General features: G+C 38.4%; 21 protein-coding genes and 1 pseudogene. All 22 read left to right on the top strand.

The genetic code is table 11. The features are described from left to right. The first annotated feature begins 149 nt into the window (after positions 1-149). The 22 genes and pseudogenes from ACFQ19_RS00730 to fsa all read left to right on the top strand — a co-directional run bounded on the left by ACFQ19_RS00730 (position 150) and on the right by fsa (position 19,724). On the top strand, positions 150-1,280 hold the full coding sequence (locus ACFQ19_RS00730; protein ID WP_379589958.1) for a 1-propanol dehydrogenase PduQ: 1,131 nt from the start codon (positions 150-152) through the stop codon (positions 1,278-1,280). A 240-nt stretch (positions 1,281-1,520) separates the two neighbouring features. Continuing rightward, entirely contained in the window at positions 1,521-2,093 is a 573-nt protein-coding gene (locus ACFQ19_RS00725) for an ANTAR domain-containing response regulator (protein ID WP_379589956.1), read from the top strand. Then, entirely contained in the window at positions 2,086-3,471 is a 1,386-nt protein-coding gene (locus ACFQ19_RS00720; RefSeq protein ID WP_379589954.1) for a histidine kinase N-terminal domain-containing protein, read from the top strand. The genes ACFQ19_RS00725 and ACFQ19_RS00720 overlap by 8 nt, the downstream gene beginning before the upstream one ends. 114 nt (positions 3,472-3,585) lie before the next feature. Then, positions 3,586-5,013, top strand: a complete 1,428-nt coding sequence (gene eutA / locus ACFQ19_RS00715; protein WP_379589953.1) for an ethanolamine ammonia-lyase reactivating factor EutA — start codon at positions 3,586-3,588, stop codon at positions 5,011-5,013. A gap of 28 nt (positions 5,014-5,041) precedes the next feature. Beyond that, positions 5,042-6,409, top strand: a complete 1,368-nt coding sequence (locus ACFQ19_RS00710) for an ethanolamine ammonia-lyase subunit EutB (protein ID WP_379589951.1) — start codon at positions 5,042-5,044, stop codon at positions 6,407-6,409. A 12-nt stretch (positions 6,410-6,421) separates the two neighbouring features. Then, entirely contained in the window at positions 6,422-7,315 is an 894-nt protein-coding gene (gene eutC, locus ACFQ19_RS00705) for an ethanolamine ammonia-lyase subunit EutC (RefSeq protein ID WP_379589949.1), read from the top strand. 75 nt (positions 7,316-7,390) lie between these two features. Further along, positions 7,391-8,044: an ethanolamine utilization microcompartment protein EutL gene (gene eutL, locus ACFQ19_RS00700; protein WP_379589948.1), complete on the top strand. Its 654-nt coding sequence runs from the start codon at positions 7,391-7,393 to the stop codon at positions 8,042-8,044. A 9-nt stretch (positions 8,045-8,053) separates the two neighbouring features. After that, positions 8,054-8,587: a BMC domain-containing protein gene (locus tag ACFQ19_RS00695; RefSeq protein WP_379589947.1), complete on the top strand. Its 534-nt coding sequence runs from the start codon at positions 8,054-8,056 to the stop codon at positions 8,585-8,587. A gap of 24 nt (positions 8,588-8,611) precedes the next feature. Beyond that, positions 8,612-8,902 (top strand): BMC domain-containing protein, encoded by a 291-nt coding sequence (locus ACFQ19_RS00690; RefSeq protein WP_379590298.1) that lies wholly within the window; start codon positions 8,612-8,614, stop codon positions 8,900-8,902. A gap of 96 nt (positions 8,903-8,998) precedes the next feature. Continuing rightward, positions 8,999-9,589: pseudogene (gene pduL / locus ACFQ19_RS00685) on the top strand (phosphate propanoyltransferase); the annotation flags it as partial. 230 nt (positions 9,590-9,819) lie between these two features. Next, positions 9,820-10,089, top strand: coding sequence for a EutN/CcmL family microcompartment protein (locus tag ACFQ19_RS00680; protein WP_379589946.1), 270 nt, complete (start codon positions 9,820-9,822; stop codon positions 10,087-10,089). 29 nt (positions 10,090-10,118) lie between these two features. Next, on the top strand, positions 10,119-11,240 hold the full coding sequence (gene eutH, locus ACFQ19_RS00675) for an ethanolamine utilization protein EutH (protein WP_379589945.1): 1,122 nt from the start codon (positions 10,119-10,121) through the stop codon (positions 11,238-11,240). Between the two features lie 55 nt (positions 11,241-11,295). Further along, positions 11,296-11,634, top strand: coding sequence for an ethanolamine utilization microcompartment protein EutS (eutS, locus tag ACFQ19_RS00670; RefSeq protein WP_379589944.1), 339 nt, complete (start codon positions 11,296-11,298; stop codon positions 11,632-11,634). Between the two features lie 23 nt (positions 11,635-11,657). Beyond that, positions 11,658-12,179, top strand: a complete 522-nt coding sequence (locus ACFQ19_RS00665; protein ID WP_379589943.1) for a EutP/PduV family microcompartment system protein — start codon at positions 11,658-11,660, stop codon at positions 12,177-12,179. Positions 12,180-12,210: 31 nt separating this feature from the next. After that, complete coding sequence (locus tag ACFQ19_RS00660) at positions 12,211-12,417, top strand: hypothetical protein (protein ID WP_379589942.1); 207 nt, start codon at positions 12,211-12,213, stop codon at positions 12,415-12,417. A gap of 20 nt (positions 12,418-12,437) precedes the next feature. Continuing rightward, a complete protein-coding gene (locus tag ACFQ19_RS00655; protein WP_379589941.1) occupies positions 12,438-13,964 on the top strand; it encodes an acetaldehyde dehydrogenase (acetylating) in 1,527 nt (508 codons plus the stop codon). Positions 13,965-13,982: 18 nt separating this feature from the next. Beyond that, positions 13,983-14,261 (top strand): BMC domain-containing protein, encoded by a 279-nt coding sequence (locus tag ACFQ19_RS00650; RefSeq protein ID WP_040983042.1) that lies wholly within the window; start codon positions 13,983-13,985, stop codon positions 14,259-14,261. Between the two features lie 87 nt (positions 14,262-14,348). Then, complete coding sequence (mdh, locus tag ACFQ19_RS00645) at positions 14,349-15,296, top strand: malate dehydrogenase (protein WP_379589940.1); 948 nt, start codon at positions 14,349-14,351, stop codon at positions 15,294-15,296. Between the two features lie 516 nt (positions 15,297-15,812). Then, entirely contained in the window at positions 15,813-17,417 is a 1,605-nt protein-coding gene (locus ACFQ19_RS00640; protein WP_379589939.1) for a CTP synthase, read from the top strand. A 177-nt stretch (positions 17,418-17,594) separates the two neighbouring features. Then, positions 17,595-17,960: a response regulator gene (locus tag ACFQ19_RS00635; protein ID WP_379589937.1), complete on the top strand. Its 366-nt coding sequence runs from the start codon at positions 17,595-17,597 to the stop codon at positions 17,958-17,960. Between the two features lie 99 nt (positions 17,961-18,059). After that, positions 18,060-18,914, top strand: a complete 855-nt coding sequence (gene fba / locus ACFQ19_RS00630; RefSeq protein WP_379589936.1) for a class II fructose-1,6-bisphosphate aldolase — start codon at positions 18,060-18,062, stop codon at positions 18,912-18,914. Positions 18,915-19,082: 168 nt separating this feature from the next. Continuing rightward, complete coding sequence (fsa, locus tag ACFQ19_RS00625; RefSeq protein ID WP_379589934.1) at positions 19,083-19,724, top strand: fructose-6-phosphate aldolase; 642 nt, start codon at positions 19,083-19,085, stop codon at positions 19,722-19,724. Positions 19,725-19,869: the final 145 nt, after the last annotated feature.

Below are 19,869 nucleotides of genomic sequence, written 5' to 3'. Positions count from 1 at the left end.
TAAGTTAAAATTGACAAGGTTAACAGATTAATAGTACACTACAGGTAACACAAAGACGTGTCGTTTAAAAGCAGGGGAGCTTTACAGAATGATATATTCTGTAGAGTTTTCCTGTCTTTTTTTATGTCAAAAAATGAGGAGGAGTTTTCTTGAAAAAGGTTGCTTTTCAAACAGATATTTATTATGGAAAGAATGCATTAGATTATTTGAAAACGGTTCATGAACAGCGGATTTTCATTGTTTTGGATCCATTTCTTCAAGAGACGAAAATCCTTAAAAAAATAGAAAATTATCTTTCAACGGGAAATAATACGTGGCAATTATTTGCAGAGGTGGTACCGGATCCACCGATTGAAAATGTTACTGCTGGTGTAGAAGCGATGAGAGACTTTGAGCCTGATTTTGTTATTACAATTGGCGGGGGTTCTGCAATGGATGCTGCAAAAGCGATAAAAGATATCGCTAAGAAGGTTTACGCTATGAAAGAACTGCCGCTTCTTGCTATTCCAACTACGAGTGGTACTGGTTCGGAAGTAACTTCCTATTCGGTGATCACGGATCAAAATAAAGGGGTGAAGTATCCATTAACCGCGGATTCTTTAATTCCAGAAACAACCATTTTAGACGTCGTGCTTGTGAAAACTGTTCCTAAGTCAATTGTAGCAGATACAGGGATGGATGCTTTAACCCATGCTGTAGAGGCTTATGCAGCTAAAAATGCGAATGATTTTTCAGATGCCATGGCGGAAAAAGCGATTCGATTACTTTTTGATTATCTGCCAAAATCTTATCAGAATGAAGAGGATGAAGAGGCGAAAGAAAAGGTTCATCATGCATCGACATTAGCAGGTTTTGCATTTAATACAGCTGGTTTGGGAATTAATCATAGTATTGCACATGCCTCAGGAGCAAGATTTCATATTCCGCATGGTCGGCTGAATGCGATTTTACTCCCATCTGTTATTGCGTTTAATGCCGGTGTTCATCAAAATGATAATCAGCATTTAACTCCGGCAGCAGGCAGGTATGCATCACTTGCCCGATTATTGAATCTTCCTGCAACGAATCAAGCAAGCGGAGTAAGAAGCTTTATCAAAGAAGTGGAGAAGCTTCGAAAAAAATTAGATATCCCTGCTAATTTAAAGGCCTATCAATTGGAGTACAACGATGAGATAGAAAGAGAAATTGTGGATGCTTCCTTAAACGACAGCTGTACAAGTATGAATCCGGTAGAACCAACATATCAGGATATTGCAGCTATTTTAAAAAAGATAAGATAATTATCAGGCTAAGTCGAATAGAAAATAAGCTTGCAAGAAAGTGCTTTCAAATATATAATGATGGTAGAAGCACAATGGGGTGCGTAAGAAATGAAATGAATGCAATTCGTTGATGATAAAGCAAAGGGGCTTTGAAAAGGATGAATCTTTTTCGGGGTCCCTTTTGGCTTTTTTAGGCTATTAGATAGAGATGAGACTTTCCCTAAGTGTCATTGAATTATACTGCTAAGGAGTATGGATATGAATGCAAAAATTGTGATAGTCGACGATGAACCTATTACAAAGATGGATTTACAGGAACTTTTGGAGGAAGCTGGATACGATGTCGTAGGGCAAGCTTCTGACGGGTTTGAGGCAATCGATGTTTGTCAGGAACAACGCCCGGATTTAGTCATTATGGATATAAAAATGCCTGTATTAGACGGACTAAAGGCAAGCAAAAAAATTATGTATGATAAAATTGCCGGCGGAATATTGCTGCTGACTGCTTTTTATGATGAAACATTTGTAAAAAAAGCAAGAGAGATCGGAGCACTTGGATATTTAGTAAAACCGCTGGATGAAAAATCTTTTATTCCAACAGTTGAAATGTGCCTGTCTAGAGCAGAAAAAATCCAATCTCTGGAGAAACAAGTAGAAGAAGTATCTCAAAAGCTGGAAGACCGGAAAATTATTGATATTGCTAAGGGTTTATTAATGAAGGAAAGAAATCTGGATGAGCAGGAGGCTTATAAGCTCTTGCGTAAAATGAGTATGGATGGAAGGAAGTCTATCAGTGAAGTTGCCAGGACGATAGCAATAGTATATGAATAAACAAAAAAATAAAATTATGGAATTATGCAAGAAGTATACAGACATGACAGAGGAAGAAATCGCAATTATCTATCAGAAATCGCAGGCACTGGATGAATTAGCTGCTATCTTTGATTGTGATATTTTCATCGATGTTCCTTTAAAGAATAGTACTGCATCTATTGTCATTTATCATGTACTTCCTGTCTCCAAAGGATCTCTTTATGAGCAATCTCCTGTAGGTCAGCCGGCAATGAAGATGAATGAGCCCGGGGTTTGGAAGGTCTCTCGAACTGGAGGAAAGTTAAAAGGATATAAAGCGTTTACGCAGGAGAACGTATTTATTCGGCAAAATATATATGCTATTGAATACCAGGATAAGATCCTTGGTACCTATATTATGGAAGAGCCTTTTCATGAAATGCAAGATGATACGGCAGAAGAGCAAAATGATTATATGGTTATGACAGCACGATTAAATAACTATATTGACGACGCAATCTACTTTTTTGATGCTTCCAGCAAACTTATTTTTCAAAATGAAAAAGCAGATAGTATTTTAAAGGATAGTCTGCAAGATGAAGTTTATTATAATCAGTTATTTGGTGATCAAATTCCTTATAGTGAACTTGTATTAAGCGATAAAAATACAGTGATGAAGGAAATTGAGCTTGCTGATAAGTTTTATATGATGAAGCAAATTATTTTAGAAGATGATAAGTTAGAATTTGCAATTATTTTAAGGGATATCACACAATTGAAAAATAAAGAAGCAGAGATCATCTCTAAGACAGAGGCAATAAGAGAAACGCATCATCGTATAAAAAATAATTTGCAGACGATGGCATCTCTTCTTCGAATGGAGAAAAGAAGAAGCAATAATGAAGAGATTAAACATATTCTATCAGACAATATGAACCGAGTTATGTCCATTGCTGCAACACATGATATTTTAGCAAGACAGCTTGGGGACGAGGTTGAGTTAAGTGAGGTCATTAAATTTATTGTGAATAATATGCATCGAAGCTATATGCTGTTAAATAATCTTGAATTAAGCCTTGATGCAGAAGAATCAATTATTGTCAGAAGTGAAATTGCAACTTCTGTATCCCTTATTGTGAATGAACTTGTACAAAACAGCTATAATCATGCTTTCGCAGGAAGAAACAGCGGGAAGTTAAAAGTATCTTTGAAAAAGCAGGGAGATACAGTGATTATTACTGTTGCAGATAATGGAATTGGTTTTTCCATTGATGAAATAAAAAAGAACAGTTTGGGATTAGTTATTGTTCAAAATTATGTGAAAGACAAGCTAAAGGGAACGATTCAATTTAACCGCCTGAAAAGAGGAATGGAAGTTGTCATTCAATTTAAACAAACACTATACGATGATGTATAAGTGGATCCGGAAGCAATGAAGCTTAAGGTATAAAGAAGATTGCTGTGCGCAATTTTTTATGCTTTAAGCTTTATTGCTTTTTTTAATATGCCTAAAAAGAAGGGAGGTGGGGAAATGGCTGAAGATGTTTTAAGTGTCGGAATCGATATTGGGACGTCCACCACACAGCTTGTATTCTCGCACCTGACAATAGAAAATACGGCATCTGCATTTAATGCTCCAAGAATTGTGATTATAGATAAGAAAGTCGTTTATAAGAGTGACATTATTGATACACCTCTTCTAGAAGGAAAACAAATTGATCAAAATCAGATTGAGCAGTTTGTAGCGAAAGAATATCAGAAAGCTGAGATTGCGAAAGAAACGATCCAAACAGGTGCTGTCATTATTACTGGAGAAACAGCTAGAAAAGAAAATGCCGAAGAGGTTTTACAAGGATTAAGCGGCTATGCCGGAGATTTTGTTGTTGCAACTGCCGGGCCTGATTTAGAGAGTATTATTGCAGCAAAAGGGGCTGGACTGCATCATTATTCCAAAGAGCATGCCGGCAAGCTGGTCAACCTCGATGTGGGTGGCGGAACAAGCAATATTGCTGTGATGGAAAGAGGCAATATCGTCGACACAGGATGTTTAGATATCGGCGGCAGATTGGTCAAAGTAAATAAGGAAACAAAGAAAATTGAATATATTTCAGAAAAGATTCAAGCGTTAATTGACGAAAATGACTGGCCGATTTATATAGGAGAACAGGCTACAGAGAAACTGCTCGAGCCATTAATTGAGCGGATGGTACAGCTTCTGGAGGAAAGTGTTGATGTTCGTAACCCAACAAAAGCTTTTTTCAATATCGTGACACATAAAGGAATTAAAAATACTGCAGATATGTCACATATTTCATTCACAGGAGGAGTAGCTGAGGCTATCTATCGATCGTCAGAAGGTGACGTGTTCAGATATGGAGATATTGGTATTCTGTTGGGAACAGCAATCAGGAAATCTGCATTAACACAACAGTTGACACTGGTAGAACCGAAAGAATTAATACGAGCTACTGTTGTTGGAGCCGGATCGCATACAACAGAAATTAGTGGGAGCACAATTCATTATTCTCAAAATAAATTTCCTATTAAAAATATCCCAGTTATAAAGATTTCCGATGAAGTCATTAATCATGGTGACGCTATTGAAGGTTATGTAGAGGAAAACGTAAGCAGGTTTCAATTAGAAGAAGAAAAGCAGCGAGTAGCGTTATCTTTTTCAGGCAGAGAAGTATCAAGTTTTAAAGATATTACAAAGGTAGCTGAAAAAATAGCGCAAGGTGCTAGGAGTTATCTTGATTTAGGACTTCCGCTCATTGTCATTGTAGAGAAGGATATTGGAAAGGTACTTGGGCAGACACTTTATACCATGCTTGGTAAAGATCTGGAAATCATTTGTATTGATAGTGTTTTTGTAGAGGATGGAGATTATATTGACATTGGACATCCGCTTGCAGAAGGGAGTGTGTTGCCCGTCGTAATTAAAACACTCGTATTTAATTAGTATTGTCAATTTTGAGAGGAGGATAAGTATGATTTTAAGCACTGTGTTATTTGGAAGAAACTATCAATTTAAATCTGTTAACGAAGTCATGGCAAAAGCAAATGAAGAAAAATCGGGCGATGTGATGGCTGGGATTGCGGCAGAATCAGCAGAAGAACGCGTTGCTGCCAAGGTTGTTTTAGCAAATTTAACATTGGAGGATTTGCGGGATAATCCAGCTATTCCTTATGAGCAAGATGAAGTGACACGAATCATTCAAGATGGTTTAAATAAAAAAATCTATGATTCTATCAAGCGATGGACTGTTCAGGAGCTTCGTGAAAAATTACTTGATTACAATACATCAGGAAATGATATTAGAAGAATTTCAAGAGGGCTAACTTCAGAAATGGTAGCTGCTGTAACAAAGCTGATGTCCAATTTAGACTTGATTATGGCAGGAAATAAAATAACCGTTACAGCTCATTGCAATACAACGATTGGCTTGGAAGGAACTTTGTCAGCAAGATTACAGCCGAACCATCCATCTGATAATGAGGATGGAATTGTCGCATCTATTTTAGAAGGCCTTTCTTATGGTTCAGGCGACGCTGTTATTGGATTAAATCCAGTAGATGACACTTTAGAAAGTGTGAAGCGGATGTTCCATCGTTTAGAGGAAGTAAAAAATAAATATGCGATTCCTACGCAAAATAGCGTGCTTGCCCATGTTACCACACAAATGCAGGCTATTCGAGAAGGAGCACCTGCTGATCTTATCTTCCAATCGATTGCTGGCTCGGAAAAAGGAAATACAGCCTTTGGAATAAGCGGAGAATTGATTGCTGAGGCAAGAGAGCTTGCTTTGCGAGAAGGAACTGCTGCCGGGCCTAATGTCATGTATTTTGAAACAGGACAAGGTGCTGAATTATCTTCTGACGCGCATCATGGCGTAGATCAACTCACATTAGAAGCCAGATGCTACGGATTTGGTAAAACTTATGAACCTTTCTTGGTAAATACCGTTGTAGGGTTCATTGGACCAGAATACTTATATGATTCGAAGCAAGTTATTCGAGCTGGGTTAGAAGATCATTTTATGGGCAAACTTTCTGGGTTACCAATGGGTGTGGATGTTTGTTACACCAACCATATGAAAGCAGATCAGGATGACATGGAGCTGTTAGGTACATTACTTGCTCAAGCAGGGGTTAATTTCTTAATTACAGCTCCGCATGGAGATGATGTCATGCTCAATTATCAAAGCCTTGGTTATCATGAAATTCAAACATTGCGCGAGTTGTTACGGTTAAAACCGATTAAGGAGTTTGAAGAATGGTTGCAAAAAATGAATGTTATTGATCTTTCTGGAAGGTTGACGGTTCAAGCAGGAGACGCATCATTATTCTTAGTGTGAGGAGGGCAAAGAATGGCAACAGATACAGAATTAAAAACATTGATTGAAAAAATTGTTCGGGAAATGGCTGGAGAAATTAATTCTTCTGAGGGGCATGCTTTAAAAACACAGTCAGAAAGAAGTACTAACCAGACGAGCAGTGATGAAGTTTTGCCAGATATATCTGAAATATTAATAAAGAAAGAACTTCTTGTACCAGAACCGGCAGATGAAGAAGGCTATTTGGATATGAAAGATAAAACGCCTGCACGTTTAGGTGTATGGCGGAGTGGAACACGCTATATGACATCCAGTTCATTACGATTTAAAGCAGATCACGCAGCTGCCCAGGATGCTGTTTTCTCTTATGTGAACGAGGATTTTGTAAAGGATAATAATCTATATCCTATTGCAACGGTGTGCCAAGATAAGGATGAGTATGTTACTCGCCCAGACTTGGGAAGACAATTTACAGACGAAGTAAAAGAAAAAATCAAAACGCATTGCGGAAACCCTAAAGTACAAATCGTTGTAGGAGATGGTTTGAGTTCTGCTTCTATTGAAGCCAATCTGGAAAATACATTACCTGCTATTAAACAAGGACTGAAACTTCACGGCATAGAGGCGACTAATGATTTATTTATTAAACACTGTCGTGTGCCAGCGATGGATGTTGTTGGCGAAATGACCGAAGCGGAAGTTGTTTGTTTACTTGTTGGAGAACGTCCGGGGCTAGTAACAGCAGAATCAATGAGTGCTTACATCGCCTACAAGCCAACTGTTGGTATGCCAGAAGCAAGGCGTACTGTTATATCCAATATTCATGAGGGCGGAACACCTCCAGTGGAAGCGGGAGCGCATATTGCAGAATTAATAAAGAAAATGATTGATAAAAAGGCTTCTGGTCTTGATCTGAATAAGGTATAAAGGATCCCGCCTTTTTGAACACAAATGGCAGGAAACATTCAAAAGACGATAAAGCATAGAAACGGAGGGTTTACCATGAAGGGTGATGCGCTTTATGCACAGGTCTTGGGTGTGAAGCTGATTTCAAATGTAGATGCTCATTTAGCAGACGAACTAAAATTACTCCCTGATCAGCGGAGTATCGGAATTTTAACAGGTGATACAGATGATGTCGTCTACACGGCATTAGATGAAGCAACAAAGAAAGCGGCTGTAGAGGTTGTTTATGCAGAATCGATGTATGCTGGTGCAGATAATGCCACAACCAAATTAACTGGAGAAGTTATTGGCATTTTGGCAGGCTATAATCCCGAGGAAGTAAAAAGCGGATTGGATGCTGCACTGTCTTATATAGAGCATGACGCTTATTTTGTCAGTGCCAATGAAGATGATTCGATTCCTTACTTTGCACATTTGGTATCACGGACGGGAACATTCCTTTCCAAACAAGCAAATATCGCAGAAGGAGAAGCAATTTCATATTTAATTGCTCCTCCATTAGAAGCTGTCTACGCATTAGATATGGCCTTGAAGTCAGCGGCTGTAAAGTTGGTTGCATTCTTTGGACCGCCATCCGAAACAAACTTTGGAGGCGCCTTATTAACTGGAAGTCAATCTGCCTGCCAAGCTGCCTGTGAAGCATTTGCAAGTGCAGTAAATGATGTGGCAGATAATCCAAAAGGATATTAGGTGAGTTAAATGGAAGCATTAGGACTAATTGAAACTAGGGGATTGTTAAGTTCAATAGTTGCAGCAGATGCAGCTGTGAAGGCGGCAGACGTGAAACTTTTAGATACAGAAATTATCAAAGGCGGGCTGGTCACTGTTCAGTTGTTGGGAGATGTTGCTGCTGTTCAAGCTGCTGTAGAAGCTGGTGAACATACGATTACTTCTTTCCAAACATTGATTTCTGTACACGTTATTCCGAGAATGCATCATGAAACCAGTACCATTTTAAAAAAACTTCCGCAAACAGCACTGGCCCCTGCGCTGAAAACAACACAAGTGGAAAAAGCTGAAACAGAAGAACAACAGTCTAATCACACAACTGTAGCTTATGAACATCCTATCCACGACTTTGATCAAGAACATTTGGAAAAGATGACGGTACTTCAATTACGACAGCTTGTCAGAGAAAATAATGTGAGTTTGCTAGACGCAACAAAAAATATAAAGTATGCAAGAAAAAGTGAACTGATTCAGGCACTATTAACAGAAGATAATAATAAATAGGTTTATTAATTAAAGGAGGAATTTATAATGCAAACAAATGCGTTAGGAATGGTAGAGACAAAAGGTTTAGTTGGAGCAGTAGAAGCAGCCGATGCCATGGTGAAGGCAGCGAATGTAACGTTGGTTGGGAAAGAACAGATTGGAGCAGGATTAGTAACGGTACTTGTCAGAGGAGATGTTGGTGCCGTGAAAGCAGCAACAGATGCTGGAGGAGCAGCAGCTGATCGTGTTGGAGAGTTGGTATCCGTTCATGTTATTCCTCGTCCGCATGCGGAAGTTAGTGCGATTCTTCCAAAGGAATTAGGAGAGGCTTAGATTTTAGAAATCTAGAAGTAGCTGATCGAGAGAATTGAGGTGAGAGAGTTGGACGAGCTACTTATAAAAACGATAGAAGAAGCAGTAAAAAAAGAAATGTTGAATCAATCCTTAGTTGAAATTGAATCGTCAGGAAGACATGTCCATTTAAATAGAGAAGCGATTGATTATCTGTTTGGTACAGGCTATCAACTAACAAAAGTAAAAGAATTATCCCAACCTGGACAGTTTGCTTGTAAAGAAAGAATAACAATTAAAGGTCCTAAGGGGAAAATTGAAAATGTAGTCATTTTAGGTCCTGAAAGAAGTGCCTCTCAAGTTGAAGTATCTAAGACAGACACGGTTGTTTTAGGGGGCGATATTCCCATCAGAGAAAGTGGAGATATTGATGAAACACCAGGAATCACACTAATTCATGGAGATAAGGAGCTTCACTTGGATAAAGGGCTCATTGTCGCTAAGCGGCATATCCATGTCGCTTTACATGATGCGGCAAAACTTCAGGTGGAGCATAACGAAATTGTGCAGGTGAAAGTATTTGGCGAGCGATCCCTTATATTTGATGATGTTGTTATCCGTGTACACCCTAACTATCAGACTTACATGCACATTGATTTTGATGAAGCGAATACCTGTGGTTTTCAGCGGGGAGCACTGGGTAAGATTATTAAGAAAAATAGAGGAGAAACAGATTCAAATATAAATACAGTAGTGATCTCAAAAGAAGATTGCTCTGTACCAGAGCCTGATACGGAGTTTTTAGAAAAGAAGGTTATTACAGAAAGAGATGTACAGAAATTCTTAATGCAAAAAAAGAAAAAACTTCTTATCCCACAAAATAGTATTATAACACCGTTGGCAGGAGATTATGCGAAAAAGCATACAATAATAATTCAACGATGTGAGGAGAATGAGGTATGATCATTGGCGATGTGATGGGCTCTGTGTGGGCGACTAGAAAAGATGAAAGATTAAACGGTTTGAAATTATTAATTGTAAAACCAATCTATAATGATGATCTAGCCTCTACTTTTGTTGCCGCAGATATAGCTGGTGCAGGAGTAGGAGATACCGTTTTAGTTACAAGAGGAAGCAGTGCACGGTCAGTCTTTGGAAAAGAAAGGTTGCCTATTGATTCCGTTATTGTAGGAGTAGTTGATTCGATTGATATGAATCAAAAGGAATAGAAATCACTGGGGTTTAGGAGGGAAGAGGTATGGGGATTAATGAGATCGTAATCTATATTATGGTCATTTTTATGGTAGTCGGTGCACTTGATAAAATATTTAAAAATAAGTTAGGTCTGGGAGATAAATTTGATGAAGGAATTATGGCAATGGGGGCTTTGGCACTTGCGATGGTTGGTATTATCGTTATGGCTCCTGTCTTAGCAAATGTGCTAAGTCCTATAATTGTTCCGATTTATACCGCACTTGGTGCGGATCCGGCCATGTTTGCTGGAAGTTTATTAGCTATTGATATGGGAGGTTTGCAACTGGCTCAAGAACTTGGCCAAAGTCAGGATGCAGCGATGTTCTCGGGAATTGTGCTGGGGGCAATGATGGGAGCGACTATTGTTTTCTCTATTCCTGTATCTTTAGGAATTATTAAAAAAGAAGATCAGCGTTATCTCGCTACAGGGATGTTAGCAGGCTTTATCGCTATTCCGTTTGGAGCAATTGTTGGCGGATTAGTTGCTGGATTTTCCTTCTCCATGGTTATCATGAATTTAATTCCGATTTTTATCTTAGCAATACTTGTGATTTTAGGTCTTTGGAAAATACCAAATCAAATGATTAAGGGTTTTACAATTTTTGGTTATGGTGTTGTGGTCGTTGCTACAGCAGGATTGGCAATTGGAATCATTGATGTTTTGACAGGAATTACAGTAATTCCTGGAATTGCTCCTTTAGAAGAAGGGATACAAGTAGTTGGAAGTATTGCGATTGTGCTTGCTGGAGCATTTGTCATGGTAGAAGTAATAACCCGTGTATTTAAGAAACCGTTAATGGGTATGGGTAAAATGTTAGGGATGAATGATGTTGCTGCTGCTGGCATGGTTGCAACCTTAGCGAATAACATTGCTATGTTTAACTTGATGAAAGATATGGATAATCGTGGAAAGGTAATTAATGTAGCCTTCTCTGTGCCGGCAGCATTTGTTTTAGGAGATCATTTAGGTTTTGCTGCTGGAGTAGCTAGGGAAATGATTTTCCCAATGATTATCGGTAAGTTTGCTGGAGGAATTATCGCGATTGTTATCGCGATTGTAATTGCAAATGCTATTTTAGGAAAAAGTGAAGAAAAAACAAATAAATTAAACAAAACAGCCACTTAAAAGATATGAAAACAACTTTCCTATCGAGTAAAAGGAAAGGAAAGAGGGAGAGCATATGGAAGAGAAAAAAAGATTTATTCAAGAATTTGTCCCTGGGAAACAGGTAACGTTAAGCCATTTAATAGCTAATCCTTTCGAGGATATGTTTGATAAATTAGGTGTCCAAAGAGCGGGAGCTTTAGGGATATTAACATTGACTCCAAGTGAGACAGTGATTATAGCTGGAGATCGCGCAACCAAGGCAGCAAATATTGATATCGGCTTTCTTGATCGATTTACTGGTAGCCTGGTGATTGTTGGCAGTGTCTCTGAAGTAGAAACAGCGTTAAATGACGTCAATCAATTTTTAGAAGAAATCTTACATTATACTCCTGCAACTCTTACAAAATCTTAAAATTTTGAGGGGAGGAAATATTAATGCCATTGAAAAATCGAGCCATGATTTTAGGTGGAATTGATGCTGGAAAGACGACATTAAAAGAAGCACTTTTTGGCAGAGAGAGGCAGCCTAAAAAAATAAAAACACAGTCTTTAATATATGAAGATTGGATTGTTGATACACCGGGTGAATATACAGAGAACCCCTTACATTATCGGAGTATTATGGCAACCTCCCTTGAGATAACGCATGTATTATTTGTGCAAGATGCAACGAATGAAAAAACAATTTTTGCACCTGGATTCAGTTTAGGGATTAATAAATTGCCCATTGGTATCGTTACAAAAGCAGACGCAAGTGAAGCAAATATAGAACGAGCAATCCATTTATTAAAAAAGGCTATCGTCAAGGGACCAATTGTGATTACATCTGCCTATACAGAGGAAGGTATAGATGTTATTCCTCCTCTTGTGGAGTGTCAGTCAATAGATGAAATGAGAGAATATGTTACCAAAAACCCATCTGAGAATCTAATTTTCTATGAAAATGCTAAAACCTAAAGGTAACAGCAAGGTAGGAAGGAGAAATAAGATGGATAAAGAATTTGTAGAAAAAGTAACGAAAATGGTTGTCACCGTCTTAGAAGAAATGAAAGAAGAAAATTTCGATAAACAAACAACAGTTAAAATATGGCCTCATGAAAGTCCGCCTCCAGCTCCTGTAGAACAAAAGGTAGAAGAGGTGGAATATAAGAGGGATGAGGTTATTGTCCTTAAGCCATATACAGAGGGAAATTAGGTAAGAAAGGAGTGCTACGATTGACATTAGATAAAGATTTATCCTCTATTCAAGAGATGCGGGATACAGTGAAAAAAGCGAGCAGAGCACAGCAAGAATTTATGCAATTCTCGCAATGGAAAATTGATTCTATTGTGAAAGCAATCGCGACAGCTGCTTTCAATCAATCTAAAGAGTTAGCGCAACTGGCAGTAGAAGAAACAGGGATGGGAGTAGCAGAACACAAGCTTTTGAAAAATCAAGTTGGCTCAAAAGATGTTTATGAATCGATTAAAGATGAAAAAACGATTGGGGTTATTCATGAGGATAAAGAAAATAAAATAACGGAAATCGCTTATCCTTATGGTGTAGTAGCTGCAATTATTCCGACAACCAATCCAACTTCTACAGCAATGTTTAAGACACTAACAGCTTTAAAGTCAGGAAATGCGATTGTTGTCAGCCCACATCCACGTGCTAAAAAATGTACTGTTGAAACACTGAAGGTTTGTATGCAGGCTGCATTAGAAGAAGGTGCACCAGAAGGACTAATTGGCTGGATTTCGGAACCTAGTATGGAAGCAACAAATCAATTAATGACGCATCCAGATGTGAATTTAATTCTATCAACTGGCGGAGGAGGGCTTGTTAAAGCAGCCTATAGTTCAGGAAAGCCTGCATATGGAGTAGGACCTGGAAATGTTCCAGTGTACATTGAGAAATCAGCAAATGTTGAGAAGAGTGTCCAGATGGTTGTAGATAGTAAAACTTTTGACCATGGAACCATTTGTGCAACAGAGCAATCAATTGTTGTAGATCAGGCAATTCAAGAACAAGTAAAAAAAGAATTGCAAAAGAATGGTTCCTATTTTTGTAACCCTGAAGAGAAAAAGAAAATGGAGCAGATTATTTCCATTGAGCCAGGTAAGGTAAATCCAGATATTGTTGGAAAGTCAGCGTTAAAAATTGCTGAATTAGCGGGGTTAGATATTCCGAGTGATACGAGACTCTTAATAGCTGAAGAGGACCAAGTAGGGAAGAATGTTCCTTTTTCTCTGGAAAAGCTAGCTCCGGTATTTGCATTGTATACAGCACAAAATTCGAATGATGCAAAAGAAAGGTGTTTAGAACTGTTAAATTTGGGAGGAAGAGGCCATTCTTTCTCCATTCATACAGAAGATGATCATCTCGTCCGTGAATTTGGTAAGGCAATGCCAGTCTCTAGAGTAATCGTAAATACGCTGTCATCGATAGGTGCAGTAGGAGCTACAACGGCATTAGCGCCTTCCATGACTTTAGGTTGTGGAGCATATGGTGGAAATATCAGTTCCGAAAATATAACTGCACGTCACCTTTATAATGTAAAACGAATTGCTTACGGTGTGAAGGAAGCTGATATTCCTCAACCTGGAAAAACAGCCGATACGAAAGCAGAACCAAGTAAACAAGTAGAGAGTTTAACGAAAGAAGCAGTTGAAAAATCTGGGGTAGCTACTGAAGGTATTGATAAAACAAAGATAGAACAACTTGTAAAAGAGATTTTAAAAGAATATCAAAATCAATCATAATTTAAGGAGGAATTTAAAATGGGTAAAGTAAATGGTGCACTAGGAATGGTAGAAACAAAAGGATTAGTAGGAGCAATTGAAGCAGCAGATGCGATGGTAAAGGCTGCGAATGTGAATTTGATCGGGAAGGAACAAATTGGTGCAGGTTTAGTAACTGTCCTTGTTAGTGGAGATGTAGGGGCAGTAAAGGCAGCTACCGATGCTGGAAGTGAAGCAGCAAATCGTGTTGGAGAATTATTATCTGTGCACGTCATTCCACGTCCGCATAGTGAATTATCTGATATTCTTCCAGATTAATAGAGGGAATAGGTGCTTCCATAAGGGAGTACCTAACTTCTTTGAATCTATAAAAAGAAAGAAATACATAACAAGGAGGGATTTACATTGACTTTTAAACGAAGAAAATTTGCAGTAATCGGTGCTGGATTCACTGGCGCAACAACAGCTTTTTTATTGGCTCAAAAAGAGTTAGGGGATGTTGTTTTAGTAGATATTCCTGACCAGGAAAACCCAACAAAAGGAAAAGCTTTAGATATGTTAGAGTCAGGACCTGTAGAAAGGTTTAATGGGAAAGTTATTGGCACATCAGATTATGAAGATATAAAAGGTGCTGATATGGTAATTATTACTGCAGGAATTGCCAGAAAACCAGGGATGAGCCGTGATGATCTTGTCGCAATTAATGCTGATATTATGGTGGATATATCGAAGAAAATTGTCCGCTATGCTCCAGAAAGCTACATTTTAGTATTAAGCAATCCTGTAGATGCGATGACGTATACTTGCTTTAAAACGACTGGATTTCCAAAGAATCGGGTAATTGGTCAATCCGGTGTATTAGATACTGCACGTTTTAACACATTTGTGGCAGAAGCGTTAGAGCTTTCTGTAGAGGATGTAACTGGATTTGTACTTGGCGGCCATGGAGACAGCATGGTTCCGTTAATACGCTATTCCAATGTAGGCGGTATACCAATCAGCAATTTATTGCCAAAGGAAAAGCTGGATGCGATTGTGGAACGAACTCGAAAAGGCGGAGGAGAAATTGTAAATCTTCTCGGTAATGGAAGTGCTTATTATGCTCCCGCTGCCTCCCTGGTTGAAATGGCAGAGGCAATTGTAAAGGATAAAAAGCGTATATTGCCATCCATTGCTTTCTTAGAAGGGGAATACGGCTACAGTGATATTTATTTAGGAGTACCGACAGTTCTCGGAGGAAAAGGAATTGAAAGTGTCATCGAGCTTCCGTTAACAGAAGAAGAACAGCAGCAGTTAAACCAATCAGCAGATGATGTAAAGCAGGTTATTGCTTCACTTTCATTGAATAAATAAAAAGAGGATAGAAGTATGTTTTTATTCGAATAACAAATCTTTATGGAAATGTTTAGCTACATTAATACTAATGAGCAGTACGTAATTAGCGCAATTCAAATTTTGGTGTGCACAGTGTTTGCTTTTACCATAGAATGTTGTTTTATTTGATTTAAAAATGCTTTATATAAAAAATTTATTTTATATAAAATTAAAGGAAAATATCAGAAATATATATATATTTCAATGAAAATGTAGCATTTCTTTTTTTAGAGTAAAATGACAAAAGGAGGTGTAGCAAAAACTCACTTGACATTTACATAGACTAACAGTAGAATTTTTATTGGGCTCTTTGAATATAATCGCAAAGCGTTTCCCCTGAGAGATAAGAGGGGGAAACGCTTTTCTTATTAGATAGGAAAACAACAGTAAAATCGTCTTCTTGTGATAACTTTTTTGATTTATGCAGAAAATAGCAGGAAGACAACCTAATAAATCAGTGGACAACATAACATAAAGAAAGAAGGATGAGGACAAGTGACAAAGTATATTTTTGTAACTGGCGGCGTGGTATCATCGCTCGGAAAAGGGATTACAGCAGCATCATTAGGACGTTTATTAAAAAATCGCGGGTTAAAAGTAACCATTCAAAAATTTGATCCTTATATCAACGTAGATCCAGGGACAATGAGTCCTTATCAGCACGGTGAAGTGTTTGTTACAGAAGATGGTGCTGAAACGGATTTAGACTTGGGACACTATGAACGTTTTATCGATATTAACTTGAATAAATACAGCAATATTACGACAGGTAAAGTATACTCGAGCGTTATCCGCAAAGAACGTCATGGAGACTATCTTGGCGGAACAGTACAGGTTATTCCGCATATTACCAATGAAATTAAAGACCAGGTATTCCGTGCTGGAGAAGCTACGGGTGCAGATGTTGTTATTACAGAAATTGGCGGAACTGTCGGTGATATTGAATCCCTGCCATTTTTGGAAGCTATCCGCCAAATTAAAAGTGATGTAGGCCGGGATAGCGTCATGTATATTCATTGCACACTTGTTCCTTACATTAAAGCTGCCGGTGAAGTGAAAACAAAGCCGACACAGCACAGTGTGAAAGAATTACGTTCTCTTGGTATCCAGCCGGACGTCATTGTTTTACGGACTGAAATGGCTATCACGAAAGAAATGAAAGAAAAGATTGCTCTATTCTGTGACATTAATGAGAAGTCCGTTATTGAAATGCTGGATGCAGATACACTCTATCAAGTGCCGATTTCTCTGCAAGAACAAAATATGGATCAGATTGTCTGTGATCACTTTGGGTTAGATTGCCAGGATGCAGATATGGAGGACTGGAATGAACTGATAAACAGAGTCCGTCATTTATCGAAAAAAGTGGAAATTGGTTTAGTTGGTAAATACGTAGAACTGCCAGATGCTTATCTTTCTGTTGTCGAATCATTAAAACATGCGGGCTATGATTTTGATGCCAATGTCAATGTGCATTGGATCAATTCGGAACAGCTGTCTGAAGAAGAAATTGAAGCGGCTTTGACTAAAGTGGATGGTATTATTGTTCCTGGCGGATTTGGTAACCGTGGTATTGACGGAAAAATCCAGGCAATTCGTTACGCCCGTGAAAATAATATTCCGTTCTTTGGAATCTGCTTAGGAATGCAGCTGGCGACCGTTGAATTTGCGCGAAATGTAGTTGGACTGGAAGGAGCGCATTCTGCAGAAATTAACCCTGGAACACCATATCCAATTATTGATTTGCTTCCGGAGCAAAAAGATATTGAAGACTTGGGAGGTACGCTGCGTCTCGGATTGTATCCATGTCATTTAACAGAAGGAACAAAAACCAAAGCAGCTTATGAAAATGTGGAAGTGGTTGAAGAAAGACACCGCCATCGTTATGAATTTAATAATGTGTATCGGGAACAAATGGCTGACAAAGGGTTGATTTTCTCTGGTACAAGCCCGGATGGACGCCTTGTGGAAACCATTGAAATTGAAGATCATCCTTGGTTTGTTGCATGTCAATTCCACCCAGAGTTCACATCCCGCCCGACCAGATCACAAGGTCTGTTCAAAGGGTTTATTGGAGCAGCAGTAGAAAACCAAAAATAATAAGTCAAAAGAAAGGAAGGAATATTCGTCTCGCAGGTGAATATTCCTTTTTTCTACCTTTTTTCTTATATGAAGAAAATGATGGATTTGTCATTTTTAAGCAGGAGTTTAAATGGATACTATCGAATTTTAAATATTAGACAAAAAGTTAAACATATTTATATCGGAGGGCAGATTATGAATCAATCAATACTGATTGTTGATGACCAAATAGGAATTCGTATGTTGCTTCAAGAAGTCTTTGAGATGGCAGGCTATTCTACTTCTCTTGCACAGAACGGAAAAGAAGCGGTTGAGCATTTATCAGAATCCCCCTGCGATTTAGTAGTTCTGGATTATCATATCCCTGTTTACAACGGAAATATGGTTTTGCAAAAAATGAAGCAGATGAGGATAGATACAAAAGCTGTTGTCATAACTGGATTACCGGAAGTTGCAAAAAAAGAACTAGGGGAAAACTTACCTGAGAAAATTATTTCGAAACCTTTTAATGTTGCAAAACTGCGCAATACTGTTGAAGAAATTTTAAAGAAAGCAGAATGAATCGCTGTTACTTTGTTGCGATAAAGTCATGAAATTGGTATTCTTATAGTGTAATGAATATTGTCAGAGATTCATGCGGAAATGAAGGAGGAACATGGTATGCCTTTAGTATCAATGAAAGAAATGCTCGAAAAAGGGAAAGAAAATGGATATGCAGTAGGTCAATTTAATATTAATAACCTGGAATATATCCAAGGTATTCTCCAAGCAGCTCAGGAAGAACAATCGCCAGTTATTCTCGGTGTTTCTGAGGGTGCCGCGAAATATATGGGCGGCTATAATGTCGTCGTTGCTATGGTGACATCTTTAATGGATTCCTATGGGACAACAGCTCCAGTCGCCATTCATTTAGATCACGGATCTAGCTTCAAAAACTGTGCAGAAGCGATTCATGCAGGATTTACCTCTGTGATGATTGATGGCTCTCATGGACCAATTGAAGAAAATATCGCAGTAACTGAGAAAGTGGTTGAGCTTGCTCATATCCATGGTGTATCTGTCGAGGCAGAAGTTGGTACTGTAGGCGGGGAAGAAGATGGCGTTATCGGCGGAATTAACTATGCCGATAAAGTTGAGTGTGAGCGTCTTGTTAAAGAAGCTGGAGTAGATTGCTTAGCTCCTGCGCTCGGTTCTGTCCATGGTCAATATCAAGGAGAGCCGAACTTAGGATTTACAGAAATGAAAGAAATCCTGGATATCGTCAATGTACCATTAGTGCTTCATGGCGGTACCGGCATTCCGACAAATGATATTCAAAAAGCTATATCTCTGGGTACAGCTAAAATTAACGTGAATACAGAAAATCAGATTTCTCAAACAAAAGCAATCCGCGAAACATTGGCTCAAAAGCCAGATTTATATGACCCGCGTAAATATTTGGGACCAGGAACAGCAGCGATTAAAGAAACAGTTATCGGCAAAATGCGTGAATTTGGTTCTTCTAATAAAGCATAATTGATTTTATAAAAAATATGTGTTAAAAAAGGCTAATAAGAAGAATTTCACCAATGTTTCCTTGGTGAAGCGATAGAAACCATTTATAAAGATATAAAAGATATATGTAGTAAAAGCTGTACCAGAGGTACAGCTTTTACTACAATAAATCTCAGGGAGGTAATCATAATGAAATTTTTCGTCGATACAGCTAATCTTGAAAACATTAAAGAGGCAAATAAACTTGGAATCCTGGCCGGTGTAACAACAAACCCGAGTCTTGTAGCAAAAGAAGGCGTTTCTTTCCATGACCGTCTTCGTGAAATTACAGATGAGGTTTCCGGTTCTGTCAGTGCAGAGGTTGTTTCAGAAGACGCACAAGGCATGGTTGAAGAAGGAAAAGAACTAGCAGCTATTGCACCGAATATTACTGTAAAAGTACCTATGACACTTGAAGGCCTGAAAGCGGTTAAAATCTTCAGTGAATTAAATATTAAAACGAATGTAACGCTGATTTTTAATGCAAACCAAGCATTGCTGGCTGCAAGAGCAGGTGCGTCTTATGTATCCCCATTCTTAGGAAGACTGGATGATATTGGACAAGATGGCATGGAATTGATAGCAAATATTGCGGCGATTTTTGACCGTCATCATATCCAGACCGAAATTATTGCTGCTTCTATCCGTCATCCCATTCATGTCACTGATGCTGCATTAAACGGTGCGCACATTGCAACGATTCCGTTCAATGTTCTATCAACATTGGTAAAACATCCATTAACAGATCAAGGAATCGAAAAATTCTTGGCAGATTGGGAAAATCAAAAATAATTGCATAGAACTGGAAAAACAACAGACAATAAGAAAAGAGTTCACGTTTAGAAATGAAGCAGCTTTTCTCATAGCATGAGTGTCCGTCATTCCCCTGTTAAATGTTTTTACGGGGGAAGATACGGCCACTGTTTTTCCTGATTAA

Source organism: Oceanobacillus locisalsi, assembly GCF_042675985.1.
Classification (GTDB): domain Bacteria; phylum Bacillota; class Bacilli; order Bacillales; family Amphibacillaceae; genus Oceanobacillus; species Oceanobacillus locisalsi.
This window is presented reverse-complemented; position numbering and strand designations above follow the sequence as displayed.